This window comes from Microbacterium sp. NPDC087591 (assembly GCF_044743625.1).
Classification (GTDB): domain Bacteria; phylum Actinomycetota; class Actinomycetes; order Actinomycetales; family Microbacteriaceae; genus Microbacterium.
The window spans coordinates 1,923,980-1,942,481 of record NZ_JBIUWU010000001.1 but is presented as its reverse complement, the minus strand read 5'-3'; the positions used below and the strand labels follow the sequence as shown (position 1 = coordinate 1,942,481).

At 67.9% G+C, this 18,502-nt stretch carries 19 protein-coding genes; 1 reads left to right on the top strand and 18 read right to left on the bottom strand.

Annotation, left to right across the window (positions count from 1 at the left end; translation table 11 throughout):
- Positions 1–8 precede the first annotated feature (8 nt).
- From ACIOVG_RS09215 to ACIOVG_RS09195, 5 genes are all read right to left on the bottom strand, one after another.
- Positions 9–932, bottom strand: a complete 924-nt coding sequence (locus ACIOVG_RS09215; RefSeq protein ID WP_400871925.1) for a dihydrodipicolinate synthase family protein — start codon at positions 930–932, stop codon at positions 9–11.
- Positions 926–1,759 carry an SDR family oxidoreductase gene (locus ACIOVG_RS09210; RefSeq protein ID WP_400871922.1) on the bottom strand — a complete coding sequence of 278 codons (834 nt, stop codon included), beginning with the start codon at positions 1,757–1,759 and terminating at the stop codon, positions 926–928. Before ACIOVG_RS09210 ends, ACIOVG_RS09215 begins: the two co-directional genes overlap by 7 nt.
- A gap of 27 nt (positions 1,760–1,786) precedes the next feature.
- Positions 1,787–2,659: a carbohydrate ABC transporter permease gene (locus ACIOVG_RS09205; protein WP_400871919.1), complete on the bottom strand. Its 873-nt coding sequence runs from the start codon at positions 2,657–2,659 to the stop codon at positions 1,787–1,789.
- The gene (locus tag ACIOVG_RS09200) at positions 2,656–3,621 is read right to left on the bottom strand and encodes a carbohydrate ABC transporter permease (protein WP_400871916.1); all 966 of its coding nucleotides are present in this window, start codon (positions 3,619–3,621) and stop codon (positions 2,656–2,658) included. Before ACIOVG_RS09200 ends, ACIOVG_RS09205 begins: the two co-directional genes overlap by 4 nt.
- Before the next feature lie 80 nt (positions 3,622–3,701).
- The gene (locus tag ACIOVG_RS09195) at positions 3,702–4,994 is read right to left on the bottom strand and encodes an ABC transporter substrate-binding protein (RefSeq protein ID WP_400871913.1); all 1,293 of its coding nucleotides are present in this window, start codon (positions 4,992–4,994) and stop codon (positions 3,702–3,704) included.
- A gap of 202 nt (positions 4,995–5,196) precedes the next feature.
- Between ACIOVG_RS09195 and ACIOVG_RS09190 the strand changes: the two genes are divergently transcribed.
- Positions 5,197–5,994, top strand: a complete 798-nt coding sequence (locus ACIOVG_RS09190) for a DeoR/GlpR family DNA-binding transcription regulator (protein WP_400871910.1) — start codon at positions 5,197–5,199, stop codon at positions 5,992–5,994.
- Between the two features lie 22 nt (positions 5,995–6,016).
- Here the strand turns inward: ACIOVG_RS09190 and ACIOVG_RS09185 are convergent, their stop codons facing one another.
- The 13 genes from ACIOVG_RS09185 to ACIOVG_RS09125 all read right to left on the bottom strand — a co-directional run bounded on the left by ACIOVG_RS09185 (position 6,017) and on the right by ACIOVG_RS09125 (position 18,494).
- Positions 6,017–6,976, bottom strand: a complete 960-nt coding sequence (locus ACIOVG_RS09185; RefSeq protein ID WP_400871907.1) for a ketose-bisphosphate aldolase — start codon at positions 6,974–6,976, stop codon at positions 6,017–6,019.
- Between the two features lie 8 nt (positions 6,977–6,984).
- On the bottom strand, positions 6,985–7,641 hold the full coding sequence (locus ACIOVG_RS09180) for a class II aldolase/adducin family protein (RefSeq protein ID WP_400871904.1): 657 nt from the start codon (positions 7,639–7,641) through the stop codon (positions 6,985–6,987).
- On the bottom strand, positions 7,638–9,140 hold the full coding sequence (locus ACIOVG_RS09175; RefSeq protein ID WP_400871901.1) for an L-fuculokinase: 1,503 nt from the start codon (positions 9,138–9,140) through the stop codon (positions 7,638–7,640). Before ACIOVG_RS09175 ends, ACIOVG_RS09180 begins: the two co-directional genes overlap by 4 nt.
- Positions 9,137–10,027 (bottom strand): carbohydrate ABC transporter permease, encoded by an 891-nt coding sequence (locus ACIOVG_RS09170; RefSeq protein ID WP_400871898.1) that lies wholly within the window; start codon positions 10,025–10,027, stop codon positions 9,137–9,139. Before ACIOVG_RS09170 ends, ACIOVG_RS09175 begins: the two co-directional genes overlap by 4 nt.
- Positions 10,024–10,914: a carbohydrate ABC transporter permease gene (locus tag ACIOVG_RS09165; protein WP_400871895.1), complete on the bottom strand. Its 891-nt coding sequence runs from the start codon at positions 10,912–10,914 to the stop codon at positions 10,024–10,026. Before ACIOVG_RS09165 ends, ACIOVG_RS09170 begins: the two co-directional genes overlap by 4 nt.
- Before the next feature lie 60 nt (positions 10,915–10,974).
- The gene (locus ACIOVG_RS09160) at positions 10,975–12,291 is read right to left on the bottom strand and encodes an ABC transporter substrate-binding protein (RefSeq protein ID WP_400871892.1); all 1,317 of its coding nucleotides are present in this window, start codon (positions 12,289–12,291) and stop codon (positions 10,975–10,977) included.
- A 288-nt stretch (positions 12,292–12,579) separates the two neighbouring features.
- Complete coding sequence (locus tag ACIOVG_RS09155; RefSeq protein ID WP_400871889.1) at positions 12,580–13,020, bottom strand: DoxX family protein; 441 nt, start codon at positions 13,018–13,020, stop codon at positions 12,580–12,582.
- Positions 13,021–13,147: 127 nt separating this feature from the next.
- A complete protein-coding gene (locus ACIOVG_RS09150; RefSeq protein WP_400871887.1) occupies positions 13,148–14,017 on the bottom strand; it encodes a dihydrodipicolinate synthase family protein in 870 nt (289 codons plus the stop codon).
- Positions 14,014–15,669: a tripartite tricarboxylate transporter permease gene (locus ACIOVG_RS09145; RefSeq protein ID WP_400871884.1), complete on the bottom strand. Its 1,656-nt coding sequence runs from the start codon at positions 15,667–15,669 to the stop codon at positions 14,014–14,016. The genes ACIOVG_RS09150 and ACIOVG_RS09145 overlap by 4 nt, the downstream gene beginning before the upstream one ends.
- Positions 15,666–16,205, bottom strand: a complete 540-nt coding sequence (locus tag ACIOVG_RS09140) for a tripartite tricarboxylate transporter TctB family protein (protein ID WP_400871881.1) — start codon at positions 16,203–16,205, stop codon at positions 15,666–15,668. The genes ACIOVG_RS09145 and ACIOVG_RS09140 overlap by 4 nt, the downstream gene beginning before the upstream one ends.
- 82 nt (positions 16,206–16,287) lie before the next feature.
- Positions 16,288–17,256, bottom strand: coding sequence for a tripartite tricarboxylate transporter substrate binding protein (locus tag ACIOVG_RS09135; RefSeq protein WP_400871878.1), 969 nt, complete (start codon positions 17,254–17,256; stop codon positions 16,288–16,290).
- A gap of 82 nt (positions 17,257–17,338) precedes the next feature.
- Complete coding sequence (locus ACIOVG_RS09130; protein ID WP_400871875.1) at positions 17,339–18,004, bottom strand: GntR family transcriptional regulator; 666 nt, start codon at positions 18,002–18,004, stop codon at positions 17,339–17,341.
- A 61-nt stretch (positions 18,005–18,065) separates the two neighbouring features.
- The gene (locus tag ACIOVG_RS09125) at positions 18,066–18,494 is read right to left on the bottom strand and encodes a heat shock protein transcriptional repressor HspR (protein ID WP_400871872.1); all 429 of its coding nucleotides are present in this window, start codon (positions 18,492–18,494) and stop codon (positions 18,066–18,068) included.
- Positions 18,495–18,502 lie beyond the last annotated feature (8 nt).

Genomic DNA, 18,502 nt, shown 5'->3' with positions numbered 1-18,502 from the left:
ACGTCAGGTCAGGCGACGCGGGCGTCCTCCTCGGCCGTGACGGCGATGTGCTCCTGCAGCCGGGAGAACACCGCATCCAGACGCGCGCGCCCGTCGTCATCCAGCGCGGGCAGCGGAGCGCGGCAGTCGCCCAGGGGCACGGACGACCGGCCGCTGAGATACTTCGCGGCACCGAAGACCCCGACCTCGACCATGCCCTCGACCGTGTCGTTGATGCGCACCTGCACCGCGCGTGCCCCGTCGAGGTCGCCCTGGGCGAAGCGGCGGCGCAGCGAGAGGAACAGCTCGATCTGCAGGCTCACGGTCGTGCCGATCGCCCCGCGCGCGCCGATCGAGAGCGCCGGCAGGTAGAACTCGTCGAAGCCGTTCACGAGCGTCAGGTGCGGGTAGCGACGGATGATGCGCTCGGCTCCGTAGAGGTTGCGCGAGGTGTGCTTGACGCCGACCACCTGCGGCAGCGCGAGCAGTTCGTCGAAGCCGCCCTCGGAGATGTCGCGACCGGTGAACTGGGGGATGTTGTAGAGCACGAACGGCAGGTCGACCGCGTCGATCACGGAGCGGAAGTGCCGCACCACGTCGGGGGTCGAGTAGCCGTAGTACAGCGGCGGGATCATCGAGATCGCCGCGACTCCCGCATCCTTCGCGGCGGCGGCGATGCGGATCGCCTCACCGGTCGACATGGCGCCGACGTGCGACACCACGGGCACCCGCCCCGCAGCCGCGGACACCGCGGTCTCGGCGACGGCGATGCGCTCGCCCTCGGAGAGCAGCACGCCCTCCCCCGACGACCCGCACACGTACAGGCCCTCGACCCCGCGGCGGATGTCGCTGTCGAGCATCGCCGACAGTGCCGTGTGATCGATGCTCTCATCGGCGCGCATCGGGGTGACGGCCGCCGTGAAGAGGCGGTCGCCGAGGACGTCGGTCACCATGCGGTCCACCCTCCGTCGACGACCACGTTGGACCCGGTCATGTACGCCGAGGCGTCGGAGGCGAGGAACACCAGGGCGCCGTTGTAGTCGTCGGCCTCGGCCATGCGGCCGATCGGCATGCGCTCGATGTAGTTCGCCTGGAACTTCGCATCCTGCGTGTCACGGCGCACACCGGAGGGGGTGAGCGTGTTGACGCGGATGCCGGCACGTCCCCAGTACGTGGCGCAGTAGCGCGTGAGGTTGTACAGCCCCGACTTGGCGGCCGAGTACGCGACCGGCTTGATGAACGGGATGCCGGTGTCCTCGGCCTTGTACGCGTAGATGTCCTGCACCGGTGAGACCATGCCGTAGATCGAGCCCACGTTCACGATCGACCCTCCGACGCCGGCATCCCGCATCCGCCGCCCTGCGGCCTGCGTCACGAGGAAGGTGCCGACGAGGTTGGTATCGACGACCTCGCGGAACACCTCCACCGGGAACTCCTCGAACGGTCCTGACACCTCGGGCGGGGCGCTGGGCTGCGTGTCGAGTCCGGCGTTGTTCACGACCACGGTCGGCACACCCCAGGTCGCGAGCACCCGGTCGAAGCCGGCATCCACGCTCGCCTGATCGGTGATGTCCATCGCGACCGCCAGCAGCCGGCCGTCGGGGTCGTCGAGTCCGAGCCGGGCAGCCGGGTCGGCCACCTCGCTGCGGGAGGTGACGGCGACGCGGGCACCGCGTTCGTGCAGCGAGCGCACGAACTCCGCACCGATCTGGCCGAAGCCGCCGGTGACGATCACCACCTTGTCCCGGACGGAGAACAGCGGATCGAGTACTTCAGACATAGAGGAGAACTCCAGATTGCAGGGCGTTCAGCCCTTGACGGATCCTGCGGTGAGGCCGGAGACGATGCCCCGCTGCGCCCACAGGAAGAAGATGATGGCCGGGAGTGCGAACAGCAGCGCGCAGAACATGACCACGTTCATCGGCGTGTAGAACTGGCCGAGGAACGACGACAGCCCCACGGATGCCGGCCACAGGTCGGACGACGAGATGAAGGTGTTCGCGAACATGAACTCGTTCCAGCCGTCGAAGAACGCGATGACGGCGGCGGCCGCGATGCTCGGCATGATCAGCGGCAGCACGATGGTGGTCAGGATGCGCAGACGCGAGCATCCGTCGATGCGCGCCGACTCCTCGATCTCGTAGGGGATCTTGTCGATGCCGCTCTTGATGATGAACATGGCGACCGGCATCACGAACGCGGTGTCGGCGAGGACGAGTCCCCAGTGGCTGTTGAGCAGTCCTGCGCCCGCGAAGATCGCGTACAGCGGCACGATGATGAGCGCCTCCGGCAGCATCTGCGTGCTGAAGAAGATGAACCCGGCGACGCCGCGGCCGTGGAACCGGTAGCGGCTGAGCGCGTAGGCGGCCATGGTCGCGAGCACCAGGCTGAGGACCGTGGTGCCCGCCGCGATTACGAACGAGTTGCCGAGCCAGCGGAAGATCGGGATGTCCGAGAGGAAGCCGCCCCACTGGCCGATGTTCTGGAACTCGGGGATCAGCGGCTGGCTGCCCCCGTAGAGCGAGGCCTCGGTGCCGAGCGAGGTGCCCAGCATCCAGTAGACCGGGAAGCCGGCGAACACCACGAGCAGGGTGATGAGCACGGCTTTGCCGAGGCTGCCGAACTTGGCGGCGACGCCACGACGACGCGGCAGATCGGTGGGGATGCGCATGGTGGTCATCGCTGGCTCTCCTGACGTTCCTGGATCTGCTCGACGATGAAGTAGACGACCGTGACCAGCAGCGAGAGCACGAGCCCGAGGGCGCCGATCGCCGCGGCACGACCCAGGTTCTGATCCTGGAAGGCGGTGCGGTAGACGTTCACGACCAGCGTGTTCGTCACGTCGAGCGGACCGCCGCCGGTGATGAGGAAGATGATCTCGAAGCGGCGGATCGACCAGATCGTCATGAGCAGGGTGATCACCCGCAGTGTGGGCATCAGGTGCGGCAGCGTGACCGCGAGGAACGACTGGAACCGCGTGGCACCGTCGACCCAGGTCGCCTCGCGCAGCTCCTGCGGCACGCTCTGCAGCGCGCTCAGCATGACGAGCATCACGAGCGGGGTGAGCTTCCACACGGTGGCGAGCGTCACGGCGAACAGCCCGTACTGCGGATCGACCAGCCACCCGTGCTGGCCCATGCCGAGCGCGGCGGTGGTGCGGTTGAGGATGCCCTGCTCGTTGTTGTAGATCCAGACGAAGATCAGTGCCGCGGCCACGGTCGGCACCGCCCACGGGATCGTGGCGATCGCGCGGATGATGCCCCGGCCCTTGAAGGCGGTGTTCAGCAGCAGGGCGCCCGCGGTGCCGATGCCCACCGAGAAGACGACCGTGAACAGCGTGTAGAGCAGGGTCGTGATGACCGAGGTCCAGAACTTGTCGCTGGAGAGCAGGTACTCGTAGTTCTCGACGCCGACCGGCTTGCCGCCCGCCGGGTTCACGAGCTTGGTCGCGGTGAACGACAGCAACAGCCCACGGATCAGCGGGAAGACCGTGAAGATCGCGAGGTACACGATCGCCGGGAAGAGGAAGAGGTAGGCGCCGTTGCGCTCGATGAAGCGTCCGACGGCTCCGCTGCCTCGCGGCCGCTTCGGAGGCGCAGCGCGAGGCGTCGACCGGGGCGCCTCGAGTGTGCGGGTGGCCATGCTGAGGTCCTTTCAGGAGAGGGGGCGAGGGGCGGGATGGGGGTTCCCGCCCCTCGGATGCGCAGTCGGGTCTGCGCCGCTCAGCCGAGTTCGGCTTCGAGGGACTTCTGCACCTCGGCGAGCGTGCTCTTCACGTCACCGCCGTTGACGCGCAGGTCCTCGACCGCGGTCAGCACCTCGCGCCAGATCGGCTTGCTCTCGGTCTCGAAGCCCTCGACCAGGGTCGACTTCGAGGTCTTCGCCGCCTCGAGGAACTGCGTGGCCCAAGGGTTCTTGGCGAGGAACTCGGCGTCGGGCTCGACATCGGTCGCCATGGCGGAGGCGCCGAGGCCGGCGCGGATCGCGGTCTGGCCCTCTTCGCCCAGCACCCAGCGCACGAAGTCCTTCGCGGCCTCGACGTTGTCGCTGTTCGCGTTGACGGCGATGATGAGCTGCGAGTTCGATCCGGCATTCGCGAGCGGGAGCGGGGCGGCGCCCATGTTCTCGCCGTTGACGACGTTGTCGGGGTTGCTGGTGATGGTGGTCGCGACGCCCGAGTTCTCGAACAGCATCCCGACCTGGCCCTGGCCGAACTTGGCGCGGAAGGTCGAGGCGTCGTCGCCGATCGGTGCGACGCCCGACTCGAAGGTCTCGAGGAACGCCTCGACGGCCTCGACGTTCTCGGCCTTGTCGATCGTCAGCTTCTTGCCGTCGCTGAGCTCGCCGCCGAATCCGTAGATCCAGTTGGCCATCTCGAGCGTCCAGCCGTCGATCTCGGCGGTCTGGTGGCGACCAGCGAATCCGGCGATGCCGAGCTCGCTCTTGATCGTCTCGGCCGTGGTCAGGAATTCCTCGAACGTGGTCGGGACCTGGAGGTCGAGCTCGGCGAAGATGTCCTTGTTGTAGATGACCGTGTTGTAGGTCGGGCGCTCCCAGTTGAAGCCGTACTGGCCGTCCTGGAAGAAGCCGGCCTCGTTGGTGTTGTTGAGGCTGTCGCCGAGCTCGTCGGCGATGTCGTCGAGCGGCTCCAGCACACCCGCGTCGACGAGCGACGCGAACTGGCTGTCCTGCAGGACCATGACGTCGGGTCCGCCGCCGGCGCCGAGCTCGGTGCTGAGCTTGTCGGCGTAGTTGGCGAAGGGGATCTCGACCTTGGTCAGCTCGATGTTCTCGTTCGGACCGGTGTAGCCCTTGACGGCATCCCAGATGATCGGGCCCTTGCCGTCTTCCAGGAACTGCCAGTTGGAGAACGTGAGCTCTCCTCCGGCGTCTGCGCCGTCACCCGCGTCACCGGATGCGGAGCATCCAGCGAGGGCGAGGGCGGCGACGGCGGCGATACCGGTCATCCGCAGTGCACGAGCACGGCGGGACGGGTGTGCGTGGTTCAACTTCACTGTTCACTCCTTTGGGCAGCAAGTTCTTTGCGACGATGCAGTCGATTTCCCGGTCGGGTATCTGAAATCGATTTCGCTACCGTAACCCGCCTGTTTGAGCGGTGTCAAGCAAAAATGGTTACGTAACTATTCTGATATCTGAAACCTACACGACGGCGCACGGCACTGATCACGACCTTCCCCCGCCGAGTACGCTGAGGGGATGCCAGAGTGGTCGCAGACGGTCCCCGCCGCAGTGCGGCGCGAGCAGATCGTGTCGATCATCGAGCGCCAGGGTTTCGCCCGCGTGCAGGAGCTGAGCCGCGCGCTCAGCGTCTCCGAGGTCACGGTGCGCAGCGACCTCGATCTGCTCGCCGAGGAGAACATCATCCAGCGCGTGCACGGCGGGGCGATGTCGGGCATCAAGTCCACGGCCCACTCCCCCGACTACGAGCGCGCGCTGACCAGGGCGGTCACCGAGAAGCGGCGGATCGGCAACGCCGCGGCGGCGCTCGTCGAGAGCGAGATGGCCATCCTCCTCGACGCGGGCACCACGACGCTCGCGCTCGCCCGTGCGCTGCGGGCACGGGAGGACCTGCGCGGCGTCGTGGTCTTCACCAACTCGCTCACGATCGCCCTCGAGCTGGGCGTCGCGGAGCCGCACCACATCACGGTCGTCGTCACCGGCGGAACCGTGAGCTACAAGCAGCGCTCGCTGATCGATCCGCTCGGCGACATGTTCCTCGGCTCGGTGCACAGCGATCTGTGCTTCATCGGATGCAACGGGGTGTCGACCACCGGCTTCACGAACTCGAGCCTTCCCGAGGTCACGATGAAGCGCCGCTACCTCGACTCGGCAGCCCGCCGCATCGTGGTCGCCGACAGCTCCAAGATCGGCAAGAGCCAGATGATCCAGGTCGCCCCGCTCGACCGCATCGACACCCTCGTGACAGGCGTCGAAGCGCCCCCGGCAGAGCTGGAGGCGCTTCGAGAGGCCGGGTTGACGATCGAGCTCGCCTGACCCGGATCAGGCCCGATCGGGATCAGGCCCGTCCGGATGATCCGAACTCGCGCATGCGCTGCGCGACCATCGCTTGGAAGCCGCCGATCGCCGGGCGCAGCTGCTCGCTCGGCTCGACCACGGCGGGGTTCTCCTGCAGGAAGCGTCGCAGTTCCGCGCTCCAGGCGAGGTGGGAGTCGGTGCCCTGATTGATCTTGCGGATGCCGGCGGCGACGCCCTGCGACTTCTGCGCCGGAGAGATCCCGTACGACGGGCGCACCTCGCCGCCGTGCGCATTGATGACCGAGACGGCGTCCGCCGGCACCGAGGATGAGCCGTGCAGCACGAGGAACGTGTCGGGGAGGCGGCTCTTGATCTCGGCGATGAGCTCGAGGCGCAGGCGCTGTCCCCCCGCAGCATCCGTGAACTTGACCGAGCCGTGGCTGGTGCCGACGGCCACGGCGAGCGCATCCACCCCGGTCTGCGCCACGAATGCGACGGCCTGATCCGGGTCGGCGAAGACGATCTCCTCGACGATGCCGCTGACCCCCGCCTCCGCGCCGCCGATCGTGCCGAGCTCGCCTTCGACGCTCACCCCGGCCGGCGCTGCGGTGTCGACGACTCGTCGGGTCGCCCCCACGTTCTCGTCGAACGAGGCCGGTTCGTCCGTGTCGGTCGACCGGGACGCATCGATCATGACGCTCGTGAATCCGTGGTCGATCGCGCGCACGCAGTCGTCGTAGGTGCGGCCGTGGTCGAGGTGCAGCACGACCGGCACCTCGGAGTACTCCTCGACCAGGCCGCGGAGCCGCGTCCACCAGCGCGACTCGTCGTCATAGGCCGACATGCCGGCGATCGACTGCACGATCACGGGCGAGCGTTCGGCTTCTGCGGCATCGAGTACCGCGATGGCCTGATCGATGCTCGACACGTTGAAGGCGCCGACGGCGTACTCGCCCGCTTCGGCCTCGGCGAGCGCGGCCCGCAGCGTCTGAAGAGTCATCCCGAGCCTCAGAGCGACTCGGTGATGCCGAGGGTGTCGTAGTCGAGCACGATCGGGGTGTCGGTGAGGGCGCGGGCGTAGGCCTGCACCTTCGCGGCGGACTCCACGGCCACGCTCGTCTTGAAGGCGTCGCGCAGGTTCGGTCCGACGGTGAGCAGACCGTGGTTGGCCCAGACGACCGCGTTCAGGTCGCCCATCGCGTCGCACATGTGCTCGCCGAACTCGGTGTTGTTGCTGAGCTCGAACGGCATGATCGGCACGTCGCCCTTGGTGTAGATCACCATGTTGACCAGGGTGCCCAGGATCGGGGAGCCGACGACGCCCCAGACGTTGGAGTAGATGGGCTCGGAGTGCACGATCGCGTTGACGTCGGGGCGGCGCTTGTAGACCGCCATGTGCACGGTGACCTCGCTCGACGGGCCGAGGCGCCCCTCGATCAGTTCGCTGTCGCCGTTGACCAGGACGATGTCCTCGGGGGTCATCTTGTCGTACTCGAGATCGGTGGGCGTGATGAGGAAGCGGTCCTCGACTCCGGGCACGCGGATGCTGATGTTGCCCTGCGTGTTGAAGTTGAGCCCGTACTCCATCGAGCGCAGGCAGTAGTCGAGGATCTCCTGCTTCGCGGCCGCGATGTCGAAGTCGACCTGCAGCGTGGTCTCGGTCATGTCATGTTCTCCTTCTGATGTGGCTGGGGTCGTGAGGTCAAGTGGGGATTGAGGGAGCGGGTCGCCTCGTACAGCGCGATGTAGGCGGCACGTTGATCCGCGTACCATTCGGCGAAGGCGTCGTCGGCGCCCGCACCGGCCGGTGCAGCTCCAGAGGGCCCGAGCCGCACCGGCGCCGGGTCTCCGCCGATGCCGCGCAGTGCGAGCATCGCGGCGCCCCGGGCCGAAGCATCCCTGCCGACCGGGGTCAGCGACGCGCCGGCGGCCGCAGCGCGGGCGGCGAGGGCATCCGTGTTCTCCGCTCCTGCACCGGTGACGTGGAGGTCGGACACCTCGACTCCGTGCGCACTCAGCGCGGCGATGATCTTGTGGAACTCGAACCCCGCCGCTTCGACGACCGCGCGGGCGAGCTCGGGCACCGTGGTGTCGAGGGTCAGTCCGTGGATCGTGCCGCGTGCGGAGGGGTCGTTGTCGAGCGTGCCCGAACCGGCGAGGTAGGGCAGCACGAGCAGCGCGGGGGGCGTGTCGGCGAGCGCTCCGAACACGTCCGCGACCTCGCGGTTCAGCAGACCGGCGAGCCATTCCAGCGCCCACCCGCCCGCCGCAGTGCCGGCGAGGGTCACCCACAGCTCGTCGTCGACGCGGTAGCTCGCGAACCCGGTGGCCTCGAGCCCCTGGGGGCGCACGCGGGAACCGACGGTCAGACAGTCGCTCGACCCGAGCGCGATCACCGAGCGCACCCCGGGTTCTCCCCCGGCACCGAGGAAGGCTGCGGCCTGGTCGTGCGTGCCCGCTACCAGCGGAGTGCCCGGTGCGAGGCCGAGAGCATCCGCGGCTTCTTCACGCACGGCCCCGATGATGCTGCCTGACGCCACCGGGACCGGGAGGCTCTCGGCCCGCACCCACGGCGCCGAGACTGCGGCGGCACGAAGGATCTCCGCGCTCCACTCGCCGCTGTCGACATCGAGGATGCCGGTGCGCGCTGCCTGGCCCAGGTCGATCGCGGCGACACCGCTCCATCGTTCGGCCAGCAGGTCGCCGACGCAGCGGTAGCCGGCGGCTCCCGCCCAGGCGGGGCCTCCGGCCATGATCTTGAACAGCGAGAACATGCCGTGCAGCGGCTGACCGGTGATCGCCGTGAAGCGTCCCTCGCCCAGGATCTCGCCGACCGCGGCGGCGGCCTCGGTCCCCCGGGTGTCCATGCTCACGGCGACCCGCGCCACGGGCGCGCCGGTCTCGTCTATCGGGACGACCGCTTCGCCGAGAACGCTGAAGCCGATCGCCTGCACCGGATCGCCGGCGGCGGCGGCCTGCCGGGCGGCGCGGCGAACCACGTCCTCCGCCGCCGTGATGATCTCCGCGGCTTCGAGCTCCACGCGGCCGGTGCCGTCTCGCAGCAGCGTGAGCGCCGCGGAGGCGGAACCGCGCACATCGCCGCCGGCGGAGAAGGCCACGGCGCGGACGCCGCTGGTGCCGAGGTCGAGTCCGATGACGCTCATTTGATCGCCCCCGAGAGGCCGTTCACCAGGTACTTCTGGATGAAGAGGAACAGCAGCACGACCGGGATCGAGATCAGCACCAGGATCGCGAAGAGCGCACCCGGCTGCGACAGGTACATGCCCCGGTACGCGAGCGGCACGAGGGTGAGCGGCTTGAGGGCGTTGTCGCCCAGCGTCACCAGCGGCAGCAGGAAGTCGTTCCAGCTCATCATCGTCTGCCAGACCGCGACCACCGCGAGGGCGGGTTTGCCCAGCGGCAGGTAGATGCGCCAGAAGATCTGCCACGCGCTCGCACCGTCCAGCCGCGCAGCCTCGTAGGTCTCGAGCGGGATCGCGAGGTAGGAGGTGCGGATGATGATCACGGCGAACGGCAGTCCGAGCGCGGTGTAGACCAGCACGAGCCCGAGGAGGTTGTTGTAGAGCTGCATCGACTGCAGGATGCGGAAGGTCGCGACCACGATGCTCGACATCGGCAGGATCAGCGCGAGGATCAGGATGCCGAAGATCAGCGCCTTCAACGGCACACGCAGCCGGGCCAGCGCGAACGCCGTCATCGACCCGAGCAGGCACACCAGGAGCACGGAGGGCACGGTGATCAGGAGGCTGTTGAGCAGATGCAGCAGGATCGGGTTCTGCGCCCAGATCGTGAGGTAGTTCTTGATGCTGAACTCCTCCGGGAAGATCCCGAAGAACTGGGTGCCGGGGTTGTTCGGCGGCATCATCGACAGCCCGACGACCATGATGATCGGCACGAGCCAGAGCACCGAGAGCGGCACGAGCACGACGTGGAGCCAGCCCACGCGGCGCCCCGGGGCGCCATGCCGGGAGCGGGTCTTCGCCGCCTCCTTCGGGACGATGAGGTTGCGGGTCTCGTTCATCGCGGTCATTTCTCGTCTCCTGTGATGAATCCGGCGCCGAACACCCGCACCATCGAGAGCGAGCTCACGACGGCGATCACGAGCAGCACCACGCTGATCGCCGACGCGTAGCCCACGTTCTGCAACTGGAAGGCCTCGAGGAACGCGAACGTCGGCAGCATCTCGGATGCGTGATTGGGCCCGCCCTGCGTGAGCACGTAGACGAGTTCGAAGGTCTTGAGCGAGCCGATGATCCCGAGCAGCACGAGCGAGAGCGTCGTGGTCTTCAGGAGCGGGAAGGTGATCCGCACCATGGTCTGGAATCCGTTCGCCCCGTCGATCCGCGCCGCCTCCATGAGGCTGGGGTCGATCAGCTGCAGTCCCGCGAGGTAGAACAGCATCGAGAACCCTGTCCACATCCAGACGTTCACGAAGATCACGGCGAAGATCGCGGTCTGGGGGTCGGCGAGGTAGTTGCCGCCGAGGAATTCGAGCCCGGTGGCTTTGCCGATCTCCGTGAGCACGCCGTTGAACGGGTCGAGGATCCGCTGCCAGACGATGCCGACGACCACCGGCGAGAGGATCGCGGGGATGAAGAAGATCGCCCGGTAGATCGTGCTGCCCCGCAGCCCCTGGTTGAGGGCGACCGCCAGGAGGAAGCCGATCACCCCCTGCGGGATGATCGTCAGCACGATCCAGAAGGCCGAGTTGCGGAGTGTGATGAGGAACGTCGGATCCTGGAACAGCTCCAGGTAGTTGTCGATCCCGACTGCGGTGCCGACGTTCACGCCATCCCACCGCAACGTGCTCGCCTGCACGTTGTAGAAGATGGGGTAGACGACGAATACGCCGAAAAGGATGAGGGTCGGGGCCAGGAAGGCCAGTCCCACCAGCCTCTCTCTCGTCAGGATCTTCATGCGCGCTCCTCTCAGGCAGGGTTCGGGGATGAGGCCCCGAACCCCGCACGAATCCGGTTGTTACAGAGTGTCCTGGACAGCCTGTACGGATTCCGCGGCCTCCTGCGGAGTGGCGTCGCCGGTCGCGATCGCGGCCAGCGCGTCGGCGACGGCCTGGTCGAGCTTGGGCGACTCGAAGTAACGCGACCACTTCACCTGGGGCAGCCACTCGTCGACGAAGAGGTTCCAGATCTGCTCCTGCTTCTCGCTCGTGAACTTCTCGGGGGCGAGGCCGGTGACGGCGGGCACGTCGTTCATCGTGTTGACGAGCTTCTGTGCGGCAGAGCCGGCGATGAAGTCCGTGAGCACCTTGCAGGCGAGGTCGGGGTTGGCGGTGTTCTTCGAGATGCCGAGGCTCACGTCGATGCCGCCGACGAACTGCGACTCCGCTGCCCCTCCGGGGATGGTCGGGAACAGGAACGGCTCATAGCCGGCCATGCCCTCCGAGAGCGGCGGGATGTCGGACTTGGTGGGGTCGGACTGCTGGATCCACCAGGCGCCGAGCGGGATCATGGCGGCGTTGCCCGCCTCGAACTGGTTCACGGCCGAGGGGTACGCGTCGAGACCGATCGCGCCGTCCTGGGCGATGCCGTCGGAGAAGAGCTTGCCCCAGTACTCGAACGCCTTCACGATCGCGGGATCGGTCCAGTCCTTGGTGCCGTCCTCCGCCTCGTACACGGTGCCGGGAGAGACGTTGTTGGCGATCTGCAGGAAGACCACGTTGCGCAGCCAGGAGTCCTTGGCCGGGAGCAGGAACGGCGCGGCGTCGCCCCCGCTGAGGTCCTTCGTGGTCTGGACGAGGTCATCCCACGTCTTCGGAACGCTCAGGCCCGCCTCGTCGAAGATCTCGGAGTTGGCCCACAGGTTGACCGTCTGGGTGAGGATCGGCAGGGAGTAGAAGTTGTCGTCGCCCTCGGGGTTGCCCATCCGGGCCTGCTCGATGCCGATCGGGTAGAACTTGCTCTGCCAGTCATCGCCCCAGGTCTCGGCGGCGCAGTCCTGCAGCGGCATCAGGTTCTCGCGGTACTGCTGGGTGAGCGCACCCGGCTGCAGGCCGAGCACGTCGGGCATCGTGTTCGAGCTCGCGCGGCTCTGCAGGTCGACGAGGTACTCCGGGTAGTTGAAGATCGTCGCGTCGATCTTCGCGCCGTCGTTCTCGGCCTGGAATGCGTCGATCATCTGACGCGTGGTCTGTTCGATCGGGCTCCAGGAACGGAACGTGATCGCATCCCCGGACGCGTTTCCCGATTCCACCGGCGCGGCGCCGCCGGCGCATGCGGTGACCCCGAGTGCAGTGATGACTGTCGCCACTCCTGCCAGGCTCCTCTTGAGCTTCATCTGCAATCCCCTTACTTCGCTGTAAAAGTCCGCGGCGGATGCCGGCTGCGCTCAGTTTAGGTTTATTTGCGTATTGAGAGCCAGGATCACAGGGCACCTCGGTGAAAGTCTTTCTCCTTTTGTGTTTTCATATGCTTCGGCTTACGTAAACGAAAGTGCCCCGCCCTCGGCGGGCCGAAATGTCGCGGTCTCACGGTTTCCCTTCCGCAACACCCCGGGAACGACGGATGCCGTGACCCTGTCGGCCACGGCATCCGTCGTCGTGCGTGCAGCTCAGCGCTGCCCTGTTCAGCTCAGCCAGGCGGGCGCACGGCCGCGCAGCACGGCCCCGTCGATCGAGAAGCGCCCGGCACCGGTGAGAGCCAGCGCGAGGGCCGCGACGCCGAGCACGGCGACGAACTCGTACCCTCCCTCTCCGACCCAGAGGCCGGCGGGCAGGTGCACCAGGATCAGCGCCACGACCATGTCGATCGCCAGGATGATGCCGACCGGACGCGTGAGCAGTCCGAGGACGAGCAGGATGCCGCCGATCAGCTCGACGAATGCGACGACGGGCGCGGCGATCTCCGCCAGGGGCACGCCCATGTCGGCGAAGCTGCCGATGGTGCCGGGGATCGTGTACTCGAAGATCTTCTGCGCACCGTGCGCGGCGAAGATCGCACCGACGACGACGCGGAGGACGAGGAGTCCCAGCGACGCGGCGGAAGAGGGGGCTTTGGTGTTCGTCATGAGGAGTTCTTCCTTCGTGGCAGGACACCCGCGCGCCAGGCGCGGAGCAGGGTCGTTCCCTGATTCCACGCTAAGGAGCCGACCTTTCCCTCTCCTGTGCCGCTCCGGACCAGGGCCGGCCCGGCACTCAGCGGTGCGCGGCCACGACCTCGGCGACGGCGGTGCGCTCGGCATCCGTCGGGTCGGCGATCGCCATGCGGCAGTAGGTGTCGACCACGTCGAGCACGCGGTACCCCTCCTTCATGCGCGCCATGTCGCCGCCGATCAGCGACACCACGGCGTCGACCGCGACCTGCGCGCGGGCGATGGCGTCGGCATCCCCCGTGCGTCCGGCATCCGCGAGGGCACGGAAGGGCTTGGGCGTGACCGAGGAGACACCCGAGATGACGCCCTGCGCGCCCGCGGCGACGGCGGCGATCAGGTCGCGGTCGGCGCCGGTGTAGAGCTCGAAGTCCTCCGGCACCACCGCGCGGTAGGCGGCGATCTCGTCGAGCGAGAGCTCGCTGACCTTGGCGCCGATGATTCCGGGCAGGGCCGACAGCCGCACGAGCAGCTCCGGCGACACCGGGTTGCCACTGCGGGCGGGGTAGATGTAGACGTACATCCGCCCGTCGCCGACGGCGTCCGACAGCGCGCGGTAGTACTCGAAGATCGAGTCGTCCGTGGCCTTGAGGTAGTACGGGGTGAGGGCGGCGAACTCGGTCGCCCCCAGCTCTCGGGCGATTCGTGTGAGCCGCACGGCCTCGAACGTGCTGGGCTGGCCGACGTGCACGATCACGCGCATCCGGTCGGCCAGCTCCTCGAGCGCCGCCTCGACCAACGCGGCGAACTCCACAGCGTCGACCGCCGGGAACTCGCCCGTCGTGCCGAGGATGAAGGCACCCTCGTTGCCCGACTGCCCGACGAAGCGGAAGATCGCCCGCGAACCCTCGAGGTCGAGGCTCCCGTCGCGGTGGAACGCGGTGGGGACGGCGGTCAGGATGTCGTAGCGGGTCACTTCTCGTTCTCCTTGGAGTTCTTGCGCGCCTTGCGGGTCGCGCGGGCAGATGTGTCGACGTTGCGGACCGTCGAGGTCAGCAGGTCGGGGTTCGCGGCGAGTTCGTCGTGCGCCTTCTCGATCTGCACGATGCTCTCGTCGTGCAGGATCGAATCCTCGAGCGAGGCGCGCTGGTCGCGGGGCTTGCGGGCAGCGCGGATCGCGGGCATCACGATCGACAGCACCGCGAGCGCCAGCAGCACGAGGGCGATCGGGCTGACGACCTCGAAGAACGGACGCGTCGGCAGGATCGCGAGCGTACGGGCGAGGTTCTCCTCGGCGAGCGGGCCGAGGAGAAGACCGAGCACCACGGGACCGGCCGGCACCTGCATGCGCTTGAGCAGCACGCCGACGACGCCGAAGACCAGCATGGTGACCACGGTCGAGAGGCTGTTCGAGGTGGCGTAGGTGCCGATGATGCAGAAGATCAGGATGCCGCTCCACAGGTACGGCTGCGGTACATCGAGCAGCTTCACCATGCCCTTCATGCGCACCAGGCTCAGCGCCAGCGACAGGATCGTGGCGACCAGCATGATGCCGACGATCGAGACGACGAGGTCAGGACGGTTGGTGAACAGCGTCGGACCGGGGGTGATGCCCCAGATGATCATCGAGCCGATCATGACCGCCATGACCGAGTCGCCGGGGATGCCGAGCGCCATGGTCGTGGTGAGCGATCCGCCGAGGGTGGCACTGGAGGCGGTGTCGGAGGCGGCGACGCCCTCGATGGATCCCTTGCCGAACATCTCGGGGTGCTTCGAGACCTTGCGGGCGCGCTCCCACCCGATGAGTCCGGCGATGTCGCCGCCGGCTGCGGGGATGAGGCCGACGCCGAGCCCGACGGCGCCGCCGACCGCGGTGGCGCGACCGCTCTGCTTCAGCTCGGACCGGTTCGGCCACCAGCGGCCGAGGCTCGAGATGGGGCGCACGTGCGACTTGCGGTACGTGAGCAGCTGGTCGAACAGCTCGGCGATCCCGAAGAGACCGATGATCACGGCGATGAAGTTCACGCCCTCGACCAGTTCGAGCACGCCGAACGTGAAGCGCTGATCCGCAGTCGCGGCGTACGTGCCGACCGTGCCGAGCATGAGGCCGAAGAGTCCGGCCAGGATGCCCTTGAGCATCGACTTCGACGAGATGCCGATCATAATCGAGATGCCGAAGACGACCAGGGCGAAGAGCTCGGGCGATTTGAAGTAGTCGCGGGCGAAGCTGGCGATCGGCACGGCCGCGACCGAGAACAGCACGAGCGAGGCGAGGATGCCGACGGCCGAGACGATCGCGGAGATCGTCAGCGCGAGGCCGGCCCGCCCCTGCTTGGCCATGGGGTAGCCGTCGAGGGTGGTCGCGATCGAGGCCGGGGTTCCAGGCGTGTTGATGAGGATCGAGGGCACCCGGTCGCCGAAGTTCGCGGCGACGTAGATGGTCAGCAGCACTGCGAGGCCCTGCACGGGCTCGAGGGTCATCGTGAATCCGGCGGCGAGGGCGACCGCCATGGTCGCGGTGATACCGGGGAAGGCCCCCACCATGAAGCCGAGCACGAGGCCGACGAGCATGTAGAGCAGGATCGAGATGTCGAGGAGCGAGTTCAGCCCCTCCATGAGCGCGTTCACAGGGGAATCCTCAGGAGCATGCCGAACACGACGTAGACGAACGCCGTGACGGAGGCGGAGTAGATGATCAGGCTCAGCCAGCGACGGTGGCCGTAGAGGAGCATGAGGGCGGCCATCAGCAGGGCGGCGGCGACGGGGAAGACCTCGATGCGGTACCCGAAGAGGATGACGGTGCTGAGCGACCACACGGCGATGAAGGCACCGGTGATGGCGAGCGTGGCGATGACGCGGACGTAGCCGCCCGGCTGGATGCGCTCGAGGTCCTCCCGAGTGGGCGCAGGGCGGGTGAGGGCTATGGCGAGCAGGGCGATCGCGACGACGACGCCGGTGACGCCGATCACGAGCGGCCAGAAGCGGGCGTCGATCTGTCCGGGGGCGGCATCGCGACGCAGCGAGATCTGCGTGGTGAGGAACAGGTAGCCGGCGGTGAACGCCAGGGCGACGACGGCGAACGCGATCTCCAGGCTCCGCGAGGCGGGGGCGCCCTGGTACTCATCCTGGTCCGCGGTCTCCACCGGGGTCTCAGAGGGGGACATGATGCTCCTTGCGTGAGCTGAGTGCGGGTCGCGCTGCGGGGCCGGCGATGAGTCCGGCCCCGCAGCGTCAGGATCCCGGCTCTCAGCCCAACAGGTCCTTGAACAGCGTGAACTGCTCGTCGACGAAGGTGGTCCACTCGGCGGAGTCGCGGTAGACGACCAGGTTCCCTGCGTCCTTCTGGAACTGCTGGTAGGTGTCGGACTCGACGGCTTCCTTGACGGCGGCCTCGAGCTCGCTCTTCACGTCGTCCGGCAGACCCTTCGGGGCGTAGATGCCGCCCCAGCCGCCGAACACGACCTCTTCGCCGATGGCCTCATCGACCGTGGGCACGTCTTCCGCGTCGGGGTGCCGCTCGTCGTTCATGACCGCGAGGATGCGCACGGCCTCACCCTGCGCGAGCGCCTCGCCGAGTCCGGAGACGGCGGCGACGGTCTCGCCCGAGGCGGCCGCGGCGACCGCGGTCGCACCGCCGTCGTAGGGGACCGGGGTGAAGGTGGCGTCGGTGGCGGTTCCGAGGCCGACCGTCGCGGCTTCCCAGATGGAGCCGGCGCCGGAGTTCGCGACCGTGACGGCGCCGGACTTCGCCTGGGCGACGAGGTCTTCCAGCGACTCGATGCCGCTGTTCGCGCCGACCGTAATGACACCCGGCGCGAGCATGATCTGGCCGAGCAGGTCGAAGTCCTCCGGGAGCACGTTCGCGCCCTGCGTGGTGTTCAGCATCGCGATCTCGACGGGTGCGAAACCGATGACGTAGCCATCCGGGTCCTGTGCGCCGACGTACTCCATCGCGAGCGCGCCGGCGGCGCCGGGCATGTTCTCGGGGATGATGCTGACGCCGAGGATCTTCTCGAGCTCGGTGGCCAGTGCACGCGACGAGAGGTCGGAGCCTCCGCCGGGGTTCGCCTGGATGATCAGGCGGATGTCGCTCTCGGGGAAGGCCGACTCTGCGGTTTCGCCCTCTTCGACCTTGGTGCAGGCCGAGACGATGAGAGCGGTGGCTGCGAGGGCGGCGATCGCGGCGGCCGCCCTGGTGATGCGCTTGCGGGGCATCTTTGCTCCTCTACGTGGGTCGACCGTGTTGTCGACACCGCGAGGCTAGCAGTGTTTACTGTTAACAGTCAACACTGGTGCATCACGCCGGCCGGTCTTCGAGCTCGCTCAGCATCCGATCGCGCGCACCGTCGAGGTGCGCCGTGAGCACCGCCGCCGCCTGCTCCGGCGTGCCGCTGCGCATCACGTCCATGAGCTTCACGTGATCGCCCGAGGACTCGTGCAGGTCCTCGTCGTGGTTGATGGTCACCTCGAGGAGTGCGGTGAAGGTGGGGAGGTACTGCGCCCATGCGCCTTCCAGACGCGGATGATCGGCGAGCGCATAGATCTGCGAGTGGAACTCGAGGTCGGCAGCCACGAACGCCGCGTGATCACCCGCGTCGGCCGCCGCCCCCATGCGCCCCACCGCAGCGGCCATCGGCGCCCAGCGAGCGGCATCGTCGACGCGCATGGCCCGCGAGAGCGCGAGCTGCTCGAGCGCGCCGCGCAGGCTGTAGAGCTGATCGACGTCGTCCTGCGTGAGGCCGACGATGTACACGCCGCGCGGGCGATGCACCTCGATCAGCTTCTCGAAGCTGAGCTGCGTGAGGGCGTCGCGGATCGGTCCGCGGCTCACGGCGAACTCCTCGGCGAGCGCCTCCTCGGTGATACGGGCCCCCGGCGCGAGCTCTCCGCGCACGATACGGTGCCTGAGCACCTGAGCCACTTGGGCTCCGAGGGATTCTCCGCGCTTGACAGTCTGCGTCACGGCGACCTCCTGTTGACTGTTGACAGGATACACACGTCGCCGCTGCGCGGCAGGATGCGGTTCAGCGACCGTCGCGCGGGTTCCAGAGCACGATCTCGGTCGAGCGGCGCAGACGTCGCCCGCTCGGCATCGGCACGACACCGGCAGAACCGGCGGCGAACACGCGCACTCCGGGGCGGCTCTCGCGCTCGGTACGGACGGCGGTCTCGAGTTCGGCGACGCGGCGGCGCAGCATCCGGTTCTCGTCTTCGAGGTCGAGCAGCCGCGCGATCGCGGGCAGGCTCACTCCCTCGGCCGAGAGCTGGGCGACCTGGCGTAGCTGCTCGATGTCGTGGGTGGAGTAGCGACGCGAACCGCCCGATGTGCGGCCGGGTACCACCAGGCCCATGCGGTCGTACTGGCGCAGGGTCTGCGGATGCATGCCCGCGAGCTCGGCCGCGGCGGCGATCGCGAACACCGGGGTGTCGGCATCCATTCGCCGTTCAGCCATGGTCCTGC

What these genes read in the sequence shown, in the direction of transcription:
- ACIOVG_RS09215 (WP_400871925.1), bottom strand. Translation starts at nt 932, where the DNA reads ATGGTGACCGACGTCCTCGGCGACCGCCTCTTCACGGCGGCCGTCACC.
- ACIOVG_RS09185 (WP_400871907.1), bottom strand. Translation starts at nt 6,976, where the DNA reads ATGACTCTTCAGACGCTGCGGGCCGCGCTCGCCGAGGCCGAAGCGGGC.
- ACIOVG_RS09180 (WP_400871904.1), bottom strand. Translation starts at nt 7,641, where the DNA reads ATGACCGAGACCACGCTGCAGGTCGACTTCGACATCGCGGCCGCGAAG.
- ACIOVG_RS09160 (WP_400871892.1), bottom strand. Translation starts at nt 12,291, where the DNA reads ATGAAGCTCAAGAGGAGCCTGGCAGGAGTGGCGACAGTCATCACTGCA.
- ACIOVG_RS09165 (WP_400871895.1), bottom strand. Translation starts at nt 10,914, where the DNA reads ATGAAGATCCTGACGAGAGAGAGGCTGGTGGGACTGGCCTTCCTGGCC.
- ACIOVG_RS09155 (WP_400871889.1), bottom strand. Translation starts at nt 13,020, where the DNA reads ATGACGAACACCAAAGCCCCCTCTTCCGCCGCGTCGCTGGGACTCCTC.
- ACIOVG_RS09170 (WP_400871898.1), bottom strand. Translation starts at nt 10,027, where the DNA reads ATGACCGCGATGAACGAGACCCGCAACCTCATCGTCCCGAAGGAGGCG.
- ACIOVG_RS09175 (WP_400871901.1), bottom strand. Translation starts at nt 9,140, where the DNA reads ATGAGCGTCATCGGACTCGACCTCGGCACCAGCGGCGTCCGCGCCGTG.
- ACIOVG_RS09210 (WP_400871922.1), bottom strand. Translation starts at nt 1,759, where the DNA reads ATGTCTGAAGTACTCGATCCGCTGTTCTCCGTCCGGGACAAGGTGGTG.
- ACIOVG_RS09190 (WP_400871910.1), top strand. Translation starts at nt 5,197, where the DNA reads ATGCCAGAGTGGTCGCAGACGGTCCCCGCCGCAGTGCGGCGCGAGCAG.
- ACIOVG_RS09135 (WP_400871878.1), bottom strand. Translation starts at nt 17,256, where the DNA reads ATGCCCCGCAAGCGCATCACCAGGGCGGCCGCCGCGATCGCCGCCCTC.
- ACIOVG_RS09200 (WP_400871916.1), bottom strand. Translation starts at nt 3,621, where the DNA reads ATGGCCACCCGCACACTCGAGGCGCCCCGGTCGACGCCTCGCGCTGCG.
- ACIOVG_RS09205 (WP_400871919.1), bottom strand. Translation starts at nt 2,659, where the DNA reads ATGACCACCATGCGCATCCCCACCGATCTGCCGCGTCGTCGTGGCGTC.
- ACIOVG_RS09125 (WP_400871872.1), bottom strand. Translation starts at nt 18,494, where the DNA reads ATGGCTGAACGGCGAATGGATGCCGACACCCCGGTGTTCGCGATCGCC.
- ACIOVG_RS09140 (WP_400871881.1), bottom strand. Translation starts at nt 16,205, where the DNA reads ATGTCCCCCTCTGAGACCCCGGTGGAGACCGCGGACCAGGATGAGTAC.